Origin of the sequence: Paenibacillus foliorum (assembly GCF_013141765.1) — a bacterium.
Classification (GTDB): Bacteria; Bacillota; Bacilli; order Paenibacillales; family NBRC-103111; genus Paenibacillus_S; species Paenibacillus_S foliorum.
Genome location: NZ_WHOD01000102.1, coordinates 76,226 through 98,337 on the forward strand (window position 1 = coordinate 76,226; position 22,112 = coordinate 98,337).

Sequence of the window (22,112 nt, forward strand, 5' to 3'; positions counted from 1 at the left end):
CTCCCTCATCCAATTTCGCTGATTGAACTATGCTTCCAGCTCCTTGCATCCTGTTCGTACCTGTTCGAAAAACTGTGGCGGCCCAACCTGCCCGCCTTTCAATACGATTTCCAAGCCGTTCAGCCGCTCATCCCTTGAAAACATTTTACACAAAGGCCCACCGGGAACGATTGGCGCAACCAATTCCAAAGCGTAGCTGTCCAGTTGGCTTAGAGCAAAGCCCGATGTATCTCCACCCGCAAAAATGACACGTTTTATACCTGTAGACAAAACCAGTCTTTTGGCGAGCTCGCCTAGCTGCATGCCTATTAGCTGGCCGCTGGCCGCTGTACTTTGCTCCCCCGCCTTTAAATGCTGCCTTACCTCTTGTATCGATGTATCCTGAGGACCCAAGGCGGTATATAAGATCACATGTCTGCCTTCACGCAGCAGATTCTCCGCCTGCTCGCACAGCAGCGCCAATTCATTTGCTGCTTCATCAAGCAAGAATGTGACAGGAATGCGAATCGCCTCATAGCCATGCTTCATCGCCCAAGTGATTTGAGCTTCCGTTACTGGGGAGCAGCTGCCAGATATGACAAGCATGCGATCAACTGGCTCCGCAGTCTGGCGTGTTGGCTCCTTCGGCAGTATATCCATGTGCCGCCAGTAAGCGACAAGCGCATACTCCAAGCCAGATGAGCCTACTGCAAACATAGGGGTCCGCTCACTTTCAAGAGTCAGCAGTCTGCCGATTTTGACCAGGTGCTCCTCTGTCACTACGTCGAACAGCACAATGTCAGACTTATTATCCAGCTGTTCCTCATAGCGCTTTTGCAGCTCTGCTGGGTCCAGTCCCAAATCAAGAATATCTATTAATCCGATGGAAAGGCCGGTTTGCTCGGCAAGATGCAGCCGCAGATCCGCCTCATTCATCGGAGTAATCGGGTGACTGCTCATGTTGGGATGCCGGTCTAGTCTGATAGTACCGTCCCCAAGCCCTGTAAAATGATTACCGAACACCGTATAACGCTTCAATAGCGGACAACCTGCCACTACCGGAACATAGCGCTGTTCAGTGAACAGCTCTGAGCCTATTTCAATTACCTTGCCGATGCTCCCGGTGTCAGGGGATGAATCAAAGGTCGAGCACACTTTATAGTGAGTGATAGAGGCTTGAAATTGATGGATCGCTTGAAGCTTCGGACGCAGCTCCCGCTCCATCTCAACAGAACCGAAGGTCCGGCTGACGCCAGCAACCCCAAAGCCGTCATAACCACTAAATTTTTCATTCCACATGGCTGCATCAGGTACATCCATGAAGAGGATCATACGGAGGCCTCCAACCGTAAGCGCCTCCAATACATCCGTCGAGCCGGTGAAATCATCACCGTAATAACAAATCCTCATAGGACTTATACCTCCATTACACAAGCTGCAGACTGTTGGCTTCTAATTAACTGATATTCACCGTTTAGTTCAAAGCCTAACACTTTACTAACTCCAGCCCGCAGGCTGCTGGAAACGATTATCAACTGAACGTTTCCAGCGCCTGCTTTAATTCAACATGGGTAAGGGCGTGCTCCTTCAGTGGGATACCTGCCATAGCCGCATCCCAGCCTTGAACCAAGCTTCTAAAGCCCGCTCCAGCCCCACCCGGATGACCGTGGATGCCCCCTCCTGCAATGTTCATTAAATCCATCGTTTGCAGCGTCTTATATGTTTCCGGTGCAGCTCCCGCCCACTGCTTGGACGATAAGACAGGTACTACGGTATCCGAGCTGCTAAAGATCGGTGTCAAGCATTCCTGTACACCCGAAATAACGGAAGCATTGCTCTCATGAAACTTATTATTAAGCCCGTTGACATGCATATGATCGACTCCGCTTATACGGCACAGCTTCTGATAAGCGTTGAAAGACATGCCCAAATACGGGTAACGCGACATCATGCCCCATTGATTGCGGTGTCCGTGAATGCAGACAGGTGCCTGCTTCCTCAAATGAGCCAACCCGGCAAAGCCAATACTATTGATGCTAATCATTACACAATTGCCGCCATGCTTGACGACCGTATCCAGATGGCGCAGCATCATGTCGATATCATCGGTAATGTTGAACGCGTACATCGTTTTTTTACCTGTACGATCTGCGGCTCGTTCTATTTCCTCCATCGCCGCCTTAACCCGTTCGGCTAAAGGAGCATAAGGAGCATTTCCGTTCACCTCGTCATCCTTAATAAAATCGATGCCCGATGACGCCAGCTCTCGCACAATAAGTCTCAGTTCCTCCGTGCTTAATCCAATATTCGGTTTGATGATTGTCCCTATAATCGGACGGTTATAAACTCCCGTCAGCTCGCGGGTGCCGACAATACCGAACCGTGGACCCTCGTAACGTTCCAGAAACTGAGGAGGAAACTCCAAATCAAGCAGCCGGATACCCGACAGTTCCTCCAGCTCGAACAGGTTACCCGCCACTGTTGCCATGACATTCGGTATAGAAGGACCGATATTGTCATAAGGAAAAGCTATTTTTACAATACCGCGCTGATATTCTCCCTTATTGCCTACCGGAACTCTCGCTCCAGGCAGCGCCGGAAAGGGGGATACATCCTGAGGCTCGATGGATAGAACGGTTGCCCGATGGCGCTGCTTTAAGCTCTCCGTTTCATTCGGAAGTGGCATAAAGGTTCCCGTTGATTGCTCGCTTATAATAATTTCACTTGCTTTCTCCAATGAGAAAGGGGTTTCCAGCCAATAGGTAGCAACTATGTGTGCCTTCATTTCCAAATTCATCTCCATTACTCAGACCTATGTTAAGAATTAGCTTTTCTTTTCTCCAAATTATCCTTGACGGCAATGACGCCCAGTCGGGGGCTTGAATATACGGGAAGTCCTGTCGCCTGCTTTAATACTTCCTCCATTCGCACCATAGACCCTTGCGCAAGCACAAGCACGTCTGCTTGATCAGCAATGGATTTAGCGGCTTCGGTAATAAGTCGGTCATGCTCCTCAGGGCGACCGGCCACCAATGCTTGATAAGCTCCTGCCGCCAAAGCATCCAAAATTTGCACGTTTCGCCCCTGCTGTGCTGCCTCTTTATGCAGTAGTCTGCGGGTCGGCTCCAGTGTTGTGGGCAATGTTGCCAAAACACCTATTCGGTCAAACCTTTGGGTGGCAAGCTGTGCCATAGCCTCATCAATTTTGATGATCGGCGTTCTGAACATAGGCATCGCCCAATCAGCCACTTCACCTACTGAAGAGCATGTATTGAGAATAGCGTCGGCCCCGATCTCTTCGGCATGTCGATAGTATTGAATCAAACGACGAGTTACTTCTGGTGTAACCTTGCCAGCTCCGATCACATCAGCTATCAAGCTGTCATCAGTAATACTAACAAGACGAGTTCCTGGTAGCTCCTCCCGAAACAACGGTTGAATCCGTTCGGAAAGACCTTGACCTGTATAAATGGCAACTACAGTAGACATATGTTTTCCCCCTCGTATAAAGTTCCGCCGTTACGCGGTTTTCTTCTGTAACCTAAGTGTGAAGCAGCATCCTCTGACCTTCCCATACTGACTTAGCTCACATAATCGCTATGAATAGTTATGGTTTCATGAATCTTGCCTTTCTCTGCCAGCCACTTGTCGGCATCCGGAATATCCATATACCGAAGCATACCCGGAATTATAAAGCTTAAGGAATCCGTCTCATCATAAAACGGCTCGCGTATCCACTCGCCTATACTGTTCATGCGATTTTCCAATTGAATGTGTTTGACACGATCATCTAGCAGCGCTGCCAATTCGGCATATATTCCATACCTTCCGCTGCCGTATAGCTTGATATCCGATGCATCGATAGTTTTCAGTGTCGATGCCAATTCAATCGCACGCAGCACATCGTACGTTCTCACTGCAGCCATACTATCATCAAGCCACATTAGCTCATCTGTATGCCGATCCATAATGCCAAACCGCTTAAACGGTTTATCGGTAGGTGAATTTAGGTGCGGAAGCAACGGCCCTATTCCTGTGGGATTAAGAACCATAGCTATCCGTCCGGCTGCGCAGGTTTTCTCGATCCATTTGGAATGAACCTCAAGCTGGCTGGAGCCTCCGTCCCACACCGCTATCGTCACTGGAAGCTTTTGTCCCCATAGCTTCGAATCAACGAATTGCAAGCAATGATTCAATAGACCCGGCTGACTCCACCAAATATTGCGTATAATCCATAGGTCATTGATTTCCCCTCCACCAGACGGGCGAGGATTCAATTCGCATTCTTGCCTATTTCCAATGACGCGACTGCGCAGCCATTCGATCGCTTTGCTCTTGCGCTCAGCTTCGGGCAGTCCCTTGCGCAGCTGTTCATACTCGACCAGTCGATCTATATTTTCCCTATGCGTGTTTTTGGCATCAGGGTATTCTCCAACGACCTGACCGCTTATAGTACACTTAAGCTGTTCGGCTGGAATCAGCTTAATATCCGAGTCCTTAACCTTCGGAGCTTCCGTGCAGCCGAGCAAATGCTTGGCAAAAAACTCAGCAGCGGCGCGGGCTAATGGCACAGAAAAGCGATGAACATTTTCATCCTCGAATATGTCCAATGCATCCCCTTGGCCGTACATCTCCCAAAACCTGCGGTTTACGGACACATTATGCCTTGGAGCTTCGATAGGAACAGAATCGTACGTGGTTGCTAGAACTCGCACAGCACGAGGAGCCATAGCAAGTAAGATATCTTCATGATCAAAGCCTAACGCGGAGAAGCCTGCCCATTTCTGCTCGGCATCCTGAGCTTTTCCTGTCATTAGGAAATAAGGACGATTCATAATAAAGCCGCCTGGCGCTGCTGCAGCAATTCGTTGATCATACATCATAACCAGCGCAGTTTGAGTCCCTCCACCGGAATGGCCTGTTACCCCAATTTTAAGAGGGTCTACCTCGGGACGCGTGCACAAATAGTCAATAGCCCGTACTGCATCATGCAGCATATATCTGGCCAAACTGTCTCCAACAGGCATACATTGACGGCCTACATTCTCATGCTCAGTAACGCTTGTCATAGGAGCTTCCTTGGTAGCCGGATCATAAAATCCGAACCGTTCTCCTTGTCCTAACGGGTCCAGTGACATGACGATTAACCCGCTGTTCACCAAATAGTGGCAGGCAGTTTGATACTCATCACAATGCTTTGCCTGCTCCCTGTGTCCGCACAATAGCAGAACGGCTCCACGGGGCTCACTCATTCCGTCAGGCAAGTAAAGATTGCCAGTTGCGTAAACCTGCGGTCTCGGCTCAAAAATAATCTTCTCTACGCGAAAGCCGTTTCCTATTACCGTTCCCGTTATAACAGGGTTCATAGGCGTGCTCGAAGACGGCATCCCTCCGATACAGCTTTCAATTCCTTCACGAATTTCCTGCTGTCTCTGTTTGAGAGCTTTAATATCTTTAATAGTCGATCGAGCCTGCTCGCCTTTCTTCGCTGCCTGCATTGCCAATTCATAGACCCACCTTGGTAGTTGACTTTTTACGTCAAAGTGGGCAATACCTACATTTTCAAATTTATCGTACACTCTATCAGTTTCCCCCTTAAATTCATTAAACCCTGTTTGCTTTCGCTGAAATCAATAAGTCATGGATACGAATAGGTTGGTTGCTCTCTACTGACTTCCAGATTGCCTCACCAGTCAATACAGAACGTGCGCCGGCTTCAGCACCTGCTAAGATGCTATAGGCTCGTCTTGGGTCCGCTCCAAGGAACAAATCCTCCAGCAGAAGTGGGTCTCCACCCCCATGCCCTCCAGCACGCGGTACCACATGGATCGTTTCCTTACCCCCGAATAAAGGAAAATAATCTATCGTTTGATCAGTGACATGCTGAGAAATTCGTTTGGACAATACTTCCTTAGTTTCAATTCTCCCCTTAGTACCGTTAATCGCCAGCCTATAGCCTTCATAAGGTAAAGAAAAATTAACGGAGTAAGTCATCATCGCACCTTTATCATATTTCACTACAGCCGAGTAAGTATCTTCGATATCGATCTCCGAATCAAAAATACAGGAATCCGCTCTATAACCGGTGTATGCGCTAGGCTTGACCTCTATTCCCGTCAAATGATCGTCCTCAGGCGCTGTTTCTTTGCTTCTTGTAGACCATCTCATGAAATAGCTGCAATCCTGCTTCACCCGACAGGTCCCGCAATATCTGCCATCTTCCTTGGCTGGATTCAGCTCGCCCTCCGAGCCGAAGTAATTCAGCGCACCGTATGCGAACGCTTCTACTGGCTTTTGATCGATCCACCAATTAACAAGATCAATATGATGAGTGCTTTTATGAACGGATAAGCCTCCAGAATGACTTCTTTTACGATTCCATCTCTTGAAATAACTCGCACCATGGTAAGTATCTAGATACCAGTTTAAATCAACCGAAGTAACCCTTCCGATTCTACCTTCAAGAATCAACTCCTTAATCCTCGTGTGTACCGGTGCATAACGGTAGTTAAATGCCACATATAATGTACCGCTGCTGTTGTTCTGCGCATCCAGCACTCTTTTGCAATCAGCCCCTGTCGTTACCATTGGCTTTTCCGATATAACATCCAGATTGTGCTCAAGCGCTTGTACGATATAATCGGCATGGGTATGATCCGCCCCAGCCACGATAACAACATCCGGCTTCGTCTCCCGGATCATCTGTTCGAATTGATCCGGCATATATACAGGTAACCCATTTAATGGCGGGAATTTTCTGAAGCAATTCGCAAATCTGCCTGGATCTGCATCCAACAGCCCGACAACCTCACAATGAGTCTGGAATGTTTCGAGCATCGGCTTGATAAACATGCCGTTGGCCCTAGTGCTGACTCCACATACAACGTATTTTTTTCTAGCCAAAGGGCAGCCCTCCAATCTTATATTAAGTATACAAAGAGGTTGGATTTGGGGAATTAGTAAATACGATCTGATTATAGGTTGATTCTACCGATTCCTTTGATACTTTATGCAAAAATACCCCTGTCGCCAAGATCCGACAGGGGTATTTTTACAATGAATAGTACAACTAAGATTAATTTGTAATAGTAAAGATAACTTCCGCCTTTTTATTAAAAGCAGACATTACAATTTTAAAGCTTTTCACATTGATTCTATCCAATTTATAGACACCGCTCTTAGGAAGGAAAACAAGCTTATAATCATCCGTCATATAAAATATATCCTTGTTAGCATCTGCAGTACCTGCCGTATAAGTAACATCTGCAAGCTTAATCTGTGTTGAAAATGCTCCTAAGAACGGAGTGAGTCCTTGGACATTAGTAAAAGAACTACCAGTCCCTTTTGCCTCGTTAAAAAAACCTACATTGTTTTCATCGAGTACAGTTATTTTCCCAATAAGATCAGTGTGCCAAATGTATTGCCCATTAATATTAGCAACCTTAGCAGTTTGGGCATTTGATTTATTAAACTTCAATGGATTCCCAGCAAGTAGCGTTAATGTCGAGCTGAAAGTGGTGAATGTTTCATTCAGTACCCTTTGACCCTTCGGGGTATTTATAACAATAGTAGCTGCTGTTTTTCCAGTATTTACACCGACTAATTTAGTTGGCAGAATATTTTTATTAGCTGCAACAATAGAAGGGTCAGCAATCTGGATGCTTGCAATAGACACTCCAACAGTTGCTGTCTCAACTCCGTCTTTATTATTTGCTTTTATGTTCAATGGTTTAGTTAGAGGATCATTATTTTTAAAAATGTATTCAGTATCTGCTGCATCGGCCTTTTCTTTCTTTATACTAGGCGTCTTTCCTTTGATTATACCTTGATTTATCAAGTATGTTCCAACAGCAAATAAATTTCTTTCCGTATCCAGATAGTAGGTCAAATCTTCATCGAGTTCTGTGGCAGTATAGGATTGAACCTTAGTTGATAGTGAATTCACTTCCTTTTCAATTGCCCATTTGGTAATATCGGTTTGGCTCGAGTCCGGTATAACCTTGATAAGGGAGCCCGTCAACTGGTAGCTGCCTAGCTTTTGGGCAGTAGCGGTTAATTTAACTGATCTAGTATTACCGTCGGAAGCCTTAACTCTAAGAGTAGGTGTGGCATCATTCAGTGCTTGTTTCGCATTGTTATTGAAGATACCTGTAAATGCTCCTGCATCACCCGATAATTTTTTCAATGTATAGAGTATTTGATATTGATCGTCTGCCATATTATATTCTTCATTGTATTGATCTTTAACAGTAAATGCTGGAGATGTACTAGTAGTTTGAATGATTGTTCCCGTAAACGCTGGTTCAAACTCTCTTTTTTCGAGAAGGATCGGCTCGCGTTTTTTCATAAGCGCATATTCAACGCTTGCTGTTTTGTTAATATCCGTCAAGGTAGCTTCAATAGTCGCTTTTCCTTCACCAGTTACCTCCATAATTCGAATATTTCCAGGATTGGACCCTCCTATCTCAATAGGACCTGATTCTCCTCCTATAGTGGAACCCAAGGTTATACGGCCGCTGCTCCTCACCTTTATGCCCCCAGCTTTGAAAAGCTCAACCCTTTCCTCAGCAGTAAGTTCGAACCCTTCCGCATCTCTTATCTCTAACTCAATTAGTTTCTCCTTATCTCCTTCGGCTAACACCGTCGAATATTCTTTAAAAGCAATACTTGCCGGAACTTTAGGTGTTGTGAGAGTAAAGTCTTGTGACGCTATCTGACCAGAACCTACGGCCATCAGCTTTAAGATTGATGACGTATCTTGTTTAAAATCAACAGACGCCTTAAGTTCAAGATCAAGGTTACCATCGTCATCATAATCAAAGAAAATATTTGTTTTGTCTTCATCGAATATTCGATCTCCATCATAAATTTTTACGATGCCCTCTTTTAGATCCTCTTCATTATCCATACGGTTTCCATACTGATCGTAAGCATTGAATGATAAGTATACAATGTTTCCAGGCCTTATATAATCTGTCTTTTCCTTATACATTACCTTCCCCAACTCAATCTTGGAGACAATAACACGGTCACCTACTATAAACGACTTACTTAAGTTAAGATTATTTTCTTTATCAAATATGGAGATAAAAATCCGGTTGTCTCTTTTTTCCTCGGTTAAATCCAGTCTAAATGCTTGCTTACCATGCACATTTTGCGGACTTCTTTTTGAACCAGCCGAAATTTGGAACCGGCCAGTAGATGCATCCGTTTGTTCGCCGTACTGATTAAGTTGTTTAAATTCAATAACAACCTTGCCCCGTGGCAGCGTTTCAGAAGCATTGACGAAATCCAATTTCTTGATCTGCTCATCCTCTGCCTTAAATTCGGCTGTCTTTTTATCCAGCATAGCTTCATTTAAGCCTGATAATTCGACTGAGTAGTTCCCTTTTCTAAGCTTTGAGTCCAATACAATCGTAACGTTCTTATTATCTGCGGACCACTCCAGCTTTCCAGGTAATTCGCTGTTATTATCTTTAACAACTAGTTTAATACTCTGGGTTTTAAACGTATCCAGCATCTTGCTAAGAGTGACACCTATCTTCTTAGCACCAACAACTTTAGCTTCTGTGATCGATAATTTTGAATCATCCGTAATTTCATCGTACAGCTTCTTCGCAACGTACATACCTTCTACAAGCATTCTTTTTGTTGCCTTACTGTCACCATTATAGTGAACATCTTCCAGATTCTTCACCATTCCAAGCTGCAGCGCCAAAGTTACAAATCTGGCAAACGCTCTATTAACTTTATCTTCATTCATAAAGCTCACGTCTACAGTAGGTGTTACGTTTCTCACATCAGCTACTTTACCAATCGCATATACTAAATATCTCGCTAGATCCTCACGCGATACCGATTTATCATAATCAACAACACCGCCTGAAGAGTTAGTAAGGCCCAAAGATGAGAACCCTTCCACATAAGCAGGTTGTGTAAGCGCTTTACCCTCTGGTAAAGTTAAAACAGTCTTGGCAACCTTGACGAATTCTTCTCGTGTAATTGCGCTATTGACTCCAAACCACTTATCTCCTTCAGCCACAAGCGCCCCGGAACGGATAAGAACATTATATTGCTCTTGTACATCTTTAGGGAATACTTTCAAATCATCATACGCTTCAGCTGTTTTGATCTCCTTTACCGGTTCAATCGGCGCTGCACTCGGTTCTACAACAACCGGTTTGTCAGCTCCCTCAGCTTTAGGAGGCTGGTCCACAACTACTTCTGTGCTTGAAGCTTCCACAGCCTTAGCAGGCTGATCCACGACTACTTCTGTACTTACAGCTTCAACTGCCGTGCCTTCCTCAGCCTCTTCAGCTTGAGCGAATGGAACCAGCATCATGGACAATAACATAAAGGATAATAGAATTGATACATATTTCTTCATTTGGCACACCTTCTTTTTAATGGATTATTTACGCATACAATCTTTACATTACTCAAAACTGACCCACCATCCCTTTAACTTTGGTTCACTCTCCCTAGTATCCACTCCTCATCTTTCATTCACTTCATCTTTGTATATCTAAAATATTACGAAAACGTGAACAAGATATAGGGGATTTAACCCTATTTTATAGGCATATTTTTTCTTCAATATACTTTATTCCAAATATAATGCATCTTATTGTCAGTTTGTGTGAACGGCTGTCTATCTTACATATCGGAATCGACAGCCGCTCCGAACCTATTACCAATAAAATTCTTTATCCAACCTACGGTATTGTCCATCCCTTAGAGGAGCTTTATCAAATATTTGACGATTATTATAAAACGGATGATGCATCCCCGCCGGACTCAAATGAATCACATCGTCACCGCGCCACTTCGTTATGAATTCCTCGCCTACTGCCTTTTCAACTGTTTGGCGCTGGCTAAGCGGGAAGGTGATCGTAATCTTCTCTCCCTCGCGCGCTTCTCCCAATACAAGAAAACGCTGCTTCACCCAAATGCTCGGGTCACTTCCCGCTTGAGTAATCACTGTATCCCCTTGCTCACGACGAACCATTACCTTGGCGTAGCCCGCCCACTCCGGTATACGAACTAGCAGCCTTGGCACATTACGGTGAATATCCAGCTCTATGCGCCCTTCATGTGGCAGGTGGCTGCTCACATCAAGCCAGCGAGAACCGCGATTCAGTAAGAAATTCACGCTGACAGTTCCGTTCTCTTCCGTAATCGTATTGCTCCAGCCCATGAAGAGACCGCGTGTGCCTGATCCGATGCAGCAGGTTTGCAAGTCACTTGTATGCCCGCGTCCACCGTTCGAATCGCAGCAAAAATCATTAGGTGCGGAATAACCGGCGAATGCTCCGCGTGTCCGCTCAGCAACCTTGAAAAATGATTTCAACCCGACATCATCCTGTTCCTTGCTATCCGAATCGACAACCCAATCCAAATTCAGCAGCTGCGATTCGGTCAAATGGTTGCGCAGGAACCGTTCCACAATGCCCCAGTATTCGGTGTAGCCACTTTGGGCTAAGGTGATGCCCGTAGATATAAGATCTACCAGTGAGCAGGTCTCATGCTCAAACGCCTGGTCGTGAATATCTCCAGGGGTCCAACCGAACGAGGTGCACCAGGTCAATGCCCAATCATAGCTCTTTTTAACAAAATGAATGATGGATGCATCCTTTGTAAACATCGCATAACGAGCTAGAGCATCAAGCGTCCCTATTCGTGTGTGAAAGTGTCCGCTACGGTAGGCAAGGGCATCGTTAAAGCTGCCGTCCGGGTTGAACACACCACTGCGATTAATAATCATGGATGTGAAATATTGACATAATTCAAGTGCATCCGAATTGCCTGTTAGCTCATAATATTTTAAAAGCGGCATAATAAGTCGACCAGAAAAGGCTGCAGGGTCTGGAGCAAGCCTCAGTTGAACGGCATTGGCGGAAGGCCAACCATTTACCGTATATTCAGAGGCAGGATAATACCATACATCCCGCTCTTTAATCGCGATTCTTTTCAAAGCTGCCACATGCTTATCCGCAACCTGCTTAATCTTGCGGTCTCCAGTCGACATATACCACGAGGTTAATGCAAGAATTACTGCACGTTGGTCAATTAAATTAGCTGTAGGCTCCCATGGTGCCTTCGGATTTTTCAAACGGTAGCTGAGACCGTCTTCCTTAAAGAAACCGAGAAAATTCTCCCGATATTTTGATTCTATATCACGGCCCTTTTCTTCTCCAGTCATATGTCTTGCCAAAATAAGCGCATCAATTAACCGACCGTGGCTGGAGCCATAATCCCAATCTCCATGTGTAAGGAACGCGGGCTGCTCCATTAAATTCGCACCAAAAAATGGAATATACCCATGATCCTCATCAGCCATGCCAATGATGGCATCCAGTACATGTCTGGCTCTCTCCTCCAGAAGGAGGGTATCCGGAATTTGTTTCCTGTTATTTTCATTCATAGTCTGTGATCTCCTTTTATTTAATATCCTGTTCCGCAGGAGGCAGCAGTACAATCTTGCCATCCTCCAACGTAACTTGAATTTTGTTTGAATCCCTTAACCCAATGGTTTCCAAATAATTGGCAGGTATTTGAAGCCTTCCCGCTTGGTCAATGACGGCATATTCCACATGGGAATCCTGATCCTGTTCCGGCTCTTCGGCAGCCGTGTCCATTTCCAGTAATTGCTGATCGTAAGATTTGCGTCGCAAAATTTCTGAGGATGTTTTGCCATCTCTAATTGCCACTACACGATCCACTTTTTTGGCAAGCAGCGGGTCATGCGTAACGATCACAATTGTAATGCCTAAATTTTTCGTCAACTGACGGAACAGATCGAGAATTTGATTCGCCATCTTCGTATCCACAGAGCCTGTAGGTTCGTCTGCAAGCAGAAGCTTGGGATGGTTGGCCAGTGCTATCGCTATCGCCACACGCTGCTGCTCACCCCCTGACAGTTGATTGAGACGATTCTTCAATCGGTGGCTTAGCCCTACTGCATCCAGCAGTTCCATGGCTCGTTCCCGTTTACGCTGGCCTTGAAGCAAAATAGGCAACTCCACATTTTCCAAGGCTGTCAAATAGGGAATTAAATTTCGCCCGTTATTTTGCCATACGAAGCCGACGGTTTCTCGCTTGTATTTAACTAATTCTTTTTCCGAAAGATTAAGCAAATCTTTACCATCCACGGTTAGCTTTCCAGCCGAAGGTCGATCGAGCCCTCCCAGCATATTAAGCAGGGTTGATTTCCCACTGCCGCTATTGCCGATAATGGCCATCAACTCACCGGTTTCCACGTGCAAATCCAAGCCTTGAAGGGCAACAACCTCCAAATCTGCGATTTTATAAATTTTAACTAAATTGTCGCAATGGATCATCTTAATCCTCCCCGAGCTTGACTGCCTGATGAATTCGGATTTTCGATACGATATACCCGAGAGTGAATACCCCAATTGTAATCATCGTTGTGACGATCCAGTACAGCCGCTCCTGATCCCGAGGATCAAAAGTAACCTTGAATGGAGGAACCTGCGTTTTCGGATCGAAAGACATTTCAAATAAGGGTACAAACAATTGACTCGTGATACTCCCTGTCCCAATTCCGATAAATATGGCCGCTCCAGAAATTAACACCTGCTCACCTATCAGCATAAGAAGCAGTTGGAAGAAAGAAATTCCCATTGCACGTAAGATCCCAAACTGAAGAGTCCGAGCCGACAGCGACAAAATCCAATACAAGAGAAATCCAAAAAAGCATATAAAGACAGATATTAGAAATCCAAGCGTCATGACACCGTTAATAGCCATTTGAAATGGGTCTTTGACCGCTTTAATCTGCTCTTGTTTCGCATCTCGTAAGGATTCAATGTCATAACCGCGCTCAGTAACTGTTTTATAGACCAATTGACTGCTTGCATCCGGCTTCAGCTTCAGCCACACCTCATAAGGCTCTAGTGCCATATTGTTTTGTATGTACGGCAGATGCCCTACAACAAGCATCGGTTTCTTTACCTTTGTGCTTGTTCCCTGCTTGGAGTTAACCGTCACATTATCGTTTACACCTGGATTCGGGTTCCATGACGGCCAGTAATCAATGATTCCAAATACAGTAAATCGGGTTCCTTCAATACCGGACCAGCCAAGAGTAATCGTGTCTCCTGACTTCAAGCTGTACTCATCTGCCATCGACCTCGAAATTAAAACAGCTGAAGGATTAGGCGCAATCAAATTTAAATAATCATAAAAATGATGCCCCAGTAACCCGGCTCGCATCCAGCCCGTCTGTCCGAACTCCTTTGTTTCAATCCCCATTAGCTGTACCGCTGCTTCAGTCTTCCCCTTTTTAAAGGACGCGTCTTTTTTAATAAAAACCTTGGCTGCATGCTCCACCCCAGGAAGCTGTGTGAACGGGAGAAAGGATGGCTCTGTATACTGTGTTTTATGCTTAACCGCGGTTGGATCGACCGATTCTTCCTGAACCTCCAGCCCATCATCCCCCGTTAATCCGGTTAAAATAGCTGGTGGAGCATCATTCTCCCAACGAATTTGCATCGTAATATCGGCACCTGCCGAATATCGGATTTTATCACTCGTATTTTTGTTGATCGTACGAGTGGCACTAGCACTAAATAATCCTGTTGCAATCGTAATAATTAAAAACACCATTATAAATTGGTACTGGATAGTAGAACGGCTAACCTGAATTAGGGTGAAATATAAGGCAGGAGACCACCAGCGTCTTCCCGTTTGATAAACCAATCTCATGAATAATGGGTATAAGCGAAGTACAAGTAAACCCATTCCCAAAATAAATAGTGCAGGGATAAGAAACAGCAGCGGGTCTACCCGCAAATCTCCAGATTTTAAACCAAGTGAAAGCAAGTCTTTAATTCGAGTTTTATAGTTATACAGCCCGTACATGGATATCCCGACTAGAATAACGTCTATAAAATATTTATGCCAGAAGGAGCTTGGGGCCTGCCTGGCTGACTGCTGCTTATGCCCGATTATAGTAACCTTGGTCGCTAGAAATACGGGAATCAGTGTCATCACCAAAGAGCTCGCAACGGCTATCAAGGCATATAGGAAGGCGTCACGATTCAGGGACACATCCAGCTTCGCACGCTGTACAAACTCAAGAAATCCGCTGGAAGCACCTAGTACGCTTGTTAAATGCATACCTAAGTATGGGCCTATAAAGAAGGCAATCGCACCAAGGACCAAGCCCTCTGCCACATAACCCAAAATAATTTGCAATCGGCTCGCGCCCCGGCTTCGTAAAACAGCGATTTCTGTCTTCTGCCGCTCCGTGATTAGATTCGCTACCATGTACAAATAAAAGCCAAGCATCAATACTACAGGCACATTCAACGACCAAAGCATGATCTTCAGATTTGCTTCTTTTACATAATACGCGCCCAGCGTTTGCAAGGCTGGAGCATTGTAATTGTGGTTTTCATAGCGCTCATCCATATGTGTATCGATCATGAAGTGTGAAGAAATGAACGAGTTTATAGTCATTAGAGTCATTTTGGAATAATCAAGCGCAAGATACCAATAGCTTGATTGGACATTTAGCTTTGCTTCATTGATAAACTCCTTTTCAAACAATGCAAAATCAATCAAAAAGCTGTTCTTATAGCTGCTTGGAATGTTATACCAGTAAATATCCGTGTAATCGTTGCGATCAAATACACCTACTGGTTTAATTGAAATGGCCTCTTTTTGGTTCTCATCTCGAATGACGAATACCGTATCAATGACCATGCCTAGCTCTGTCAGAGCCTCAGGGACAACAAGTGCTTCATATACCCCATTAACCGGAGATTTGGCAGGCATACGACCATCAATGAGGCGAATATGATCCTCGAAGCCTTCTAAAGCTGTAATATCCGCAGACCTCTGTCTATTGGTATCCACCTTATCAGGCTCAGCAGGAATCAAGCCGTATCGTTGGGTTGATCTTTCTCTGACGTAGAATTGGACTGGAATACCGAATCGGTTCCCTGTCTTTCTCAGAAATTCATCCGTTTCGGAAACTTTGGTTTTCTTATCTTTATCGTCCGGATTTAGATTGACTGACAACCAATAAATACCCGGATATTGACTGCTGCTTGTCTGCAGCTGCTGAAGCTCTTGTACCAGCAATCTTTGCAAAATAGCATTGGTATAAATAGGCATACTGCTCGTCAATGCAACGGAGAGGACTAGACCGAACAGAAGGCTAAGCTCCAGCCATTTATTTTTGATCATCTTGCGCAGGATCATGATAAATAATGCCAATGTCTTAAGCCTCCTAGTTGTTCATAATTATTTTCTGCCCATCGCTTATACCCTTACGTATTTCCACTTCGGTTGCTGCAACTATTCCTTTCTCTACATCAATCTCTTTGCGGCTTTCCCCATCAAGCACCTGCACATAGTCACGTCCCATATAACTGCGCAGCCCAGCCCTAGGGATGACAACTACATTATCGCGTTTTTCGGTAACTACCGTGATATCTGCCTGAGTACCAATGCTTGCTTCAGGAGGTAAACCCTGAACATCAATGACTAGGGATTTGTTGTTTTTATCCTGCACCGTTTTATTGTCGCTAGGCGGTACGGACATTGGCGTTTGAACGACCTTCCCTCCATACATTTTATCCTTAATTTTCACAGCGACGTCCATATTAATTTCCACACCTACCAAGTCATTCTGGCTAGAGGCGGTATATACAAGCTTTATTTGGCTAGGATCAGAGAGCGTTACCAATTGTTTATAAGCAGCAACATCTTCTCCTGGTTTAATTGGGTCAACGAATGTCACGATTCCATCGGCTAAGGCCACTAGCCTCGAATTAGCCACTTGGGTATGTAGCGCTTGCAATTGGATTTGAGCACTCTCCATATCGAGTATTTTCAAGCGAACCGCCGGATCATCCGCACCTTTGCCAGCAATTTCTTGCATAAACGAAATTTTGACCTTTTCTATCGCAATTTCCTGCATTCGTATTTTCGTTTCCAGCTCACTTGTTTCTGTTGATGCAACTACATCTCCAGCCTTCACCTTATCTCCTAGCTTGACATCGATAGAGATCAGCTTGCCTGCGGAAGTTTTAAAGTACATATAGTTGGTCTTATCTGATACGAAGGTGGCAACTCCAGTAATTTGCTTGGCTATTGTAGATCGCTTAGCTTCTATGACATTCAATGTTTCCTTAACTGGCTGCACAAGTGGCGGCTGCAGATCTTCTTCTTCAACCGGTAATAAGGAACACCCGGATAGAGTACCGGTGATGATGCCCACTGCAGCAAATAGAAGCAGCTTGCTCGTAAGCTTACTCGACAATTTGGCCATCCTCCAATGCGTATACCTGATCGACTACACTCATAATCGCAGGATCATGTGTTGTTAGCATAATGGTCATCCCTTCTCGATGAACAAGTTCCTTGAACACTTTCATAACTTGCATGCCCATTTTGCTATCGAGCTCAGCAGTAGGCTCGTCCGCCAATATTAAAGAGGGCCTATGGGCTATTGCTCTTGCAATGGCTACCCGCTGCTGTTCGCCCCCAGACATCTCAAATGGATGATGCTTCATTCTGGACTTCAGACCAACTAAATCCAACGCCCTCTCCGCATATTCCTTATGAAGTGCTGGTTTAATACCAGCTATTCGTAAACCGAACTCCACATTCTCGTAAGCCGTCATCAATGGTACCAAGGCAAAGGATTGAAAAATCAGTCCCATATGTACACGCCTTAGCTCATTGCGTTTTTTTTCTGAATAATTGCTTATTTCATCTTGCTTGAAAAAAACTTTGCCTTCCGTAGGCTTATCAAGAGCGCCCATGATGTTGAGCAGCGTCGTTTTCCCTGAGCCCGATCTCCCTTTTAAGGCAACAAGCCGATTCGTCGAAATCGAGAGGTCGGCTCCTTTCAGGGCATGAACAGCAGCTGTACCTCGTCCGAACACTCTAGTAATTCCCACAGCCCTGATAAGCGGTTCATTGGGCAGTGACTGGTTCTCATTCTTCAAGATTTCACACTCCTAAGAGTTTTGCGATAGCAAAACTTACTTCGTTACCTCTGGATAATTATATGAATCTAAGCATACTATGAAAACGCTCTTATGGTTTAGGGCTTTTATTTCATCTTTATAGGTTGTTTACTTCATTATTAACGTTCGAGACAAAAACGCCCCAGTTCTATAACAAGAACTAGGGCGTTTAAGCTTTTTAGTTTATTTTACTTGGCAGGTGGTTGAATGATCCACAATGCCGATGCATCAAAAAGCTTCCAGAATTGATCGGTTGCAGAATTTTTCATATCTCCAATGTTACTAACTCCAAACAATACGGTACGTGCATTTATAGTTTCGTTCAGAACATTTTTGGAGCCTTTCTCATAACCGATAATAATGCCCTTGGAAGGGTCTTCTTTAGAAGAAGCAATAATTATACCGTCACTGCTTGGAAGACCATATGACAGGGGAGTTGGTTCAAAGTACACTTCAACGTCACCCTTTAAGCCCGCTGCCAATGGATGATCACTCTTTTGGATAGTCATAACCGTCTGTTTGACGATATTCGTTTTTTCCGCAACTGTGGAAAAATCAGCATCACCGAACGATATGGATTTGATGTACATAACAGGTACAGTAGATGTTTTTAATTTTTTCTTCACATATTTAGCGTTGGTTGATGTTCCGATAATAACAAGATCGTAGCCTTCTGCACTACCCCCATCGAGTTTAGTACTGGCCATACGTGTTACTTCGAATCCAAGCGATTCTAAGCGGCTTATTACAGGTTTCTCCTCATCAGCTAATTTGCCATTTTTAGTGTCTCTTATATCACTGGTAATAAGAACTTTCTTGCCATTAGCTGAAACCGTACCTGCTTTTGTTGTATCAGCAGGTTTAGGATCAGTTGTTCCTGGCGTTGGTGTTGTAGGCGCCGGTGTCGTAGGTGCTGGTGTTCCTGGTGCTGGCGTCGTAGGTGTCGACGGATCTGTCTTCCCCGCCTGACCAAAAATCTTCTTCGCCTCATAGCTAGCATTCGCCAGCATTTTGCGCGTAGCAGATGCCGAGCCGCCAAAAGTACCATCATCCTGCTTCGCCAAGATTTTCTTCTCAAGTGTAAGCGAAACATAACCCTTAGCCCAATCGTCTACTGTAGCATCTGTCACTGGAGTAGCTTTTTTCGCAGCATCATCTAAACCTAGTCCACGAATTAGGAAGGCAGCAAGCTCTTGACGTGATACTACACCGGATGGATTATAATTCTTGCCTTCTGAATCGGATCCATTAGTAAGTCCTGCTTTCTTAAGGGCTTCAACATAAATAAAGGACCAATGATCGGTGTTAACATCAGTAAAGGATGTTTTAGCGAGTGTCTTATCTAAAGGAAGTGCGAAAATAATCGCTGCCACCTTAGCAAATTGAGCCCGATCCATTTTGGCATCTAAACCGAACGTATCATCCGACAATCCGCTAAACACGCCTCCGCGAATCAATTCATCGAACTTCGCTTTCTCTTCTTGCGGAAGATCCTTCAAATCTTTAAAATCAGCTACACTTTTTACTGGTGGAGTCTGAGCTCCTGTATCCGTTGTAGCTGCAAAGGCAAACGGTAGAACAGTCAGTGTTAATAGAAGAAAGCACAATAAAGACGAAAATATTTTTTTCATTCTTTTCACCTTCCCAATCTAATTTTTTTTATAATATCTGAGCTTATAAATTTTCAGCGGAGCTGAACTACTTTTTTACCGCCTTATCAACCTGAGCTATTGACGCTTTCTTCGTTTCCAATCCTTTGGTCGATTGCTCTTCAATCATACGCAATGCCGTTGCAGAATCCTTGGACTCTTTGAAAATGAGAGGAGCAAATACATTTTGCATAGGAACATCATACCAGAGCACGCCCTCGGCCCGTGCTGCCGGAGGCATAGCGGTTTTGCCATGGAAGATCGCTTTCGTGTTCTTGCCTCGCATTTGGGGCAGGTTCTGTCCGAAGGCCTGTTGAACCTCCTTGGATTCCACCGGTACGAGCACTCCTTCCTTGGCCAATTCAATTTGATGCTCATCTGAAAGTAAGGAAGCCATAACCTGAAAGGCGAGATCCTTCTTAGTGGACTGCTTCGTAATATACATGGAGTAAAGGTTAGGTTGATATCTCGTATCCGGCACATCACTGAAGGAAGGAGCAGCTACGATATCGAAGTTCAAATTTTTATTTTGCTCATGAAATGATACGAGATGATCTACAGTTGCCACAGCCATAGCGATATTGCCTTTTGATGCGAATATTTCAACGGTATCGAATTGATTAGCAGGAATATCATAGAAGCGTCTTAGGTTATCTACGACCTTCCTCCACTCTGGTGTGTTCATGCTTGCTTTATCTTCGGTCTGACTAAGCGGTGAAAGCGACAGCTGGTTATAGTTCATATAATGACCAGGGTTTTGTGAAAATCCCTTATACGTAATTTCGCCTTCAACTCGAGTCAGCTTCTTAGCCTTCTCGTATGCTTCATCGTATGTCATTCCATCCTTGGGATATTCGACGCCGAATTTATCGAAGATATCCTTGTTATAGAATAGAACAAAATCATTATTATTGTACGGCAGTCCATATATTTTACCTTCCTTGGTCATATTGCTCATTTGAGCCATATGAGCCGGATTCAATCTGCTCGTATCGAAATTATACTTTTTGATCAAATCCCGCATATCGTACTGCAGATCATTATCAATGATCCACCTCTGTACATTCATACGAGTGTTATCGATGATAATATCAGGGATAGTACCGGCTGCAATCAAATCCTGATATTGTCTGCCGGGATTATCCCAGTGGACGTGCTTGATGGTTATATCGGGAAATTTCTTACGGACGAATTGACCTATTTGCTTTTCAAAAACTTCCTCTTTTGATAAGAAGGGTGGGTATACTGTATAAATAAACAACTCTTTTTCAGACGATTGGCCGACAGCTTTTTTTTCACCTGTTGCGACTGGATTTGATACCATCCCTTGTTCACAGCCTGCCAGAAAGATAAGTGATAAAGCTAGTAGTGAAAATCTTTTCAATCGTAAGCTCATTCTTAACCTCCACCCGTCATCATGTTGAAATGAACCGGTATTAACCGTTCTGCAAGGTCCACAAAACAAGATTATCTAACAGCTTCCATCCAGCTTCCGTTGTATTTTCTTCCATTTGATTATTCAAATAGAAGAACGATACGCGAGCTTTTACCTCATACCCATTGTCAGCTTTCGTACCTTTGTCGTAGTAGTAGATAGTCGCTTTGCTCTTATCACCTGGACCTGTTGCAATTATTTTGGCTTCTTTGCCAGGAAGGCCATAGCTGAGACCCATTTTCGGGCCCGTTTCTTTATAAATCTCGACAGTACCGGATAAACCGCCAGCCACCTTGTGATTGCTGTCTACGATATCAATCGATTTGACATTGAAAATATTAGAGTTTTCTTCTATGGACGACAAACCGAGGTAGAACATACCATGATTTTTAATATAAACAGTCGGTATGGCCACATCCTTCATGACTCCGTCCTTAACCATTTTTGAGTTCAGCGTTTGACTAATATAAATGAGATCATAGCCATTCGTTTTATCTGCTGTGAAGTTCTTATCGGGCATAATGGTAACTGCGAATCCAAGTGCTTTCAAACGATTCGCTACAAATACATCCTCCCCGGCCTTCTCCCGGCCTACCAAAAGGAGCTTTTTCCCTTTCGCAGAAACTTCCTCCTGCCTAGGAGCCGGTGCCGGTGCTGCAGGTTCCGCAGCCTTTGGTGCCTCTGTCGGCGCTTTCGTCTCCGCAGCCTTCGGTGCTTCCGCCGGTGCTTTCGTCTCCGCAGCCTTCTGCGCTTCCGCTGGCGCTTGTGTTTCCGCAGCCTTCGGTGCTTCTGCCGGAGCTTTCGGCTCCTCAGTCTTCGGTGTATCCACCGGAGCTTTCGGGGCTTCCGCTGGGGCCTTCGGTTCCGAAGCCTTTGGTGCTTCTGGAGGCGCCGAAGGCTTCGGAGCCGTTGACGAATCAGCAACTTTCGTTGATCCGCCTTGAGCAGGATTATCTGTTGTTGATGAGCAGCCAATTATAGAAATGGCTATTATAGCCGCGAATAGCAACATCAGCAAACGTTTCATCGAACTAATTCCCCCTA

Annotated in this window: 14 protein-coding genes; all 14 read right to left on the bottom strand. The window is 44.7% G+C overall.

Features of this window, described 5'->3' with window-relative positions; genetic code table 11:
* Nucleotides 1-27 precede the first annotated feature (27 nt).
* The 14 genes from GC093_RS27090 to GC093_RS27155 all read right to left on the bottom strand — a co-directional run bounded on the left by GC093_RS27090 (nucleotide 28) and on the right by GC093_RS27155 (nucleotide 22,095).
* The gene (locus GC093_RS27090; protein WP_171655047.1) at nucleotides 28-1,389 is read right to left on the bottom strand and encodes a four-carbon acid sugar kinase family protein; all 1,362 of its coding nucleotides are present in this window, start codon (nucleotides 1,387-1,389) and stop codon (nucleotides 28-30) included.
* 121 nt (nucleotides 1,390-1,510) lie between these two features.
* Nucleotides 1,511-2,782, bottom strand: coding sequence for a ribulose-bisphosphate carboxylase large subunit family protein (locus GC093_RS27095; RefSeq protein WP_246315421.1), 1,272 nt, complete (start codon nucleotides 2,780-2,782; stop codon nucleotides 1,511-1,513).
* 14 nt (nucleotides 2,783-2,796) lie between these two features.
* Nucleotides 2,797-3,468 (bottom strand): aspartate/glutamate racemase family protein, encoded by a 672-nt coding sequence (locus GC093_RS27100; RefSeq protein ID WP_171655049.1) that lies wholly within the window; start codon nucleotides 3,466-3,468, stop codon nucleotides 2,797-2,799.
* A gap of 92 nt (nucleotides 3,469-3,560) precedes the next feature.
* Nucleotides 3,561-5,558: an alpha/beta hydrolase family protein gene (locus GC093_RS27105; RefSeq protein WP_171655050.1), complete on the bottom strand. Its 1,998-nt coding sequence runs from the start codon at nucleotides 5,556-5,558 to the stop codon at nucleotides 3,561-3,563.
* Between the two features lie 25 nt (nucleotides 5,559-5,583).
* Nucleotides 5,584-6,882: a Gfo/Idh/MocA family protein gene (locus GC093_RS27110; RefSeq protein ID WP_171655051.1), complete on the bottom strand. Its 1,299-nt coding sequence runs from the start codon at nucleotides 6,880-6,882 to the stop codon at nucleotides 5,584-5,586.
* 172 nt (nucleotides 6,883-7,054) lie between these two features.
* A complete protein-coding gene (locus GC093_RS27115) occupies nucleotides 7,055-10,366 on the bottom strand; it encodes a hypothetical protein (protein WP_171655052.1) in 3,312 nt (1,103 codons plus the stop codon).
* 303 nt (nucleotides 10,367-10,669) lie between these two features.
* Nucleotides 10,670-12,403 (bottom strand): glycoside hydrolase family protein, encoded by a 1,734-nt coding sequence (locus GC093_RS27120; RefSeq protein ID WP_171655053.1) that lies wholly within the window; start codon nucleotides 12,401-12,403, stop codon nucleotides 10,670-10,672.
* A gap of 16 nt (nucleotides 12,404-12,419) precedes the next feature.
* Nucleotides 12,420-13,319, bottom strand: a complete 900-nt coding sequence (locus tag GC093_RS27125) for an ABC transporter ATP-binding protein (protein ID WP_171655054.1) — start codon at nucleotides 13,317-13,319, stop codon at nucleotides 12,420-12,422.
* A gap of 1 nt (nucleotide 13,320) precedes the next feature.
* Nucleotides 13,321-16,224 (bottom strand): ABC transporter permease, encoded by a 2,904-nt coding sequence (locus GC093_RS27130; protein ID WP_171655055.1) that lies wholly within the window; start codon nucleotides 16,222-16,224, stop codon nucleotides 13,321-13,323.
* Nucleotides 16,225-16,237: 13 nt separating this feature from the next.
* Nucleotides 16,238-17,272 carry an efflux RND transporter periplasmic adaptor subunit gene (locus tag GC093_RS27135; RefSeq protein WP_246315423.1) on the bottom strand — a complete coding sequence of 345 codons (1,035 nt, stop codon included), beginning with the start codon at nucleotides 17,270-17,272 and terminating at the stop codon, nucleotides 16,238-16,240.
* A complete protein-coding gene (locus tag GC093_RS27140) occupies nucleotides 17,262-17,963 on the bottom strand; it encodes an ABC transporter ATP-binding protein (protein WP_171655056.1) in 702 nt (233 codons plus the stop codon). Before GC093_RS27140 ends, GC093_RS27135 begins: the two co-directional genes overlap by 11 nt.
* Nucleotides 17,964-18,172: 209 nt before the next feature.
* Nucleotides 18,173-19,615 carry an S-layer homology domain-containing protein gene (locus tag GC093_RS27145; protein ID WP_171655057.1) on the bottom strand — a complete coding sequence of 481 codons (1,443 nt, stop codon included), beginning with the start codon at nucleotides 19,613-19,615 and terminating at the stop codon, nucleotides 18,173-18,175.
* Nucleotides 19,616-19,682: 67 nt separating this feature from the next.
* Nucleotides 19,683-21,029, bottom strand: coding sequence for an ABC transporter substrate-binding protein (locus GC093_RS27150; protein ID WP_171655058.1), 1,347 nt, complete (start codon nucleotides 21,027-21,029; stop codon nucleotides 19,683-19,685).
* Nucleotides 21,030-21,069: 40 nt separating this feature from the next.
* Nucleotides 21,070-22,095 (bottom strand): hypothetical protein, encoded by a 1,026-nt coding sequence (locus GC093_RS27155; protein WP_171655059.1) that lies wholly within the window; start codon nucleotides 22,093-22,095, stop codon nucleotides 21,070-21,072.
* Nucleotides 22,096-22,112: the final 17 nt, after the last annotated feature.

What these genes read in the sequence shown, in the direction of transcription:
- GC093_RS27150 (WP_171655058.1), bottom strand. Translation starts at nt 21,029, where the DNA reads ATGAGCTTACGATTGAAAAGATTTTCACTACTAGCTTTATCACTTATC.
- GC093_RS27155 (WP_171655059.1), bottom strand. Translation starts at nt 22,095, where the DNA reads ATGAAACGTTTGCTGATGTTGCTATTCGCGGCTATAATAGCCATTTCT.
- GC093_RS27090 (WP_171655047.1), bottom strand. Translation starts at nt 1,389, where the DNA reads ATGAGGATTTGTTATTACGGTGATGATTTCACCGGCTCGACGGATGTA.
- GC093_RS27145 (WP_171655057.1), bottom strand. Translation starts at nt 19,615, where the DNA reads ATGAAAAAAATATTTTCGTCTTTATTGTGCTTTCTTCTATTAACACTG.
- GC093_RS27120 (WP_171655053.1), bottom strand. Translation starts at nt 12,403, where the DNA reads ATGAATGAAAATAACAGGAAACAAATTCCGGATACCCTCCTTCTGGAG.
- GC093_RS27115 (WP_171655052.1), bottom strand. Translation starts at nt 10,366, where the DNA reads ATGAAGAAATATGTATCAATTCTATTATCCTTTATGTTATTGTCCATG.
- GC093_RS27125 (WP_171655054.1), bottom strand. Translation starts at nt 13,319, where the DNA reads ATGATCCATTGCGACAATTTAGTTAAAATTTATAAAATCGCAGATTTG.
- GC093_RS27095 (WP_246315421.1), bottom strand. Translation starts at nt 2,782, where the DNA reads ATGGAGATGAATTTGGAAATGAAGGCACACATAGTTGCTACCTATTGG.
- GC093_RS27100 (WP_171655049.1), bottom strand. Translation starts at nt 3,468, where the DNA reads ATGTCTACTGTAGTTGCCATTTATACAGGTCAAGGTCTTTCCGAACGG.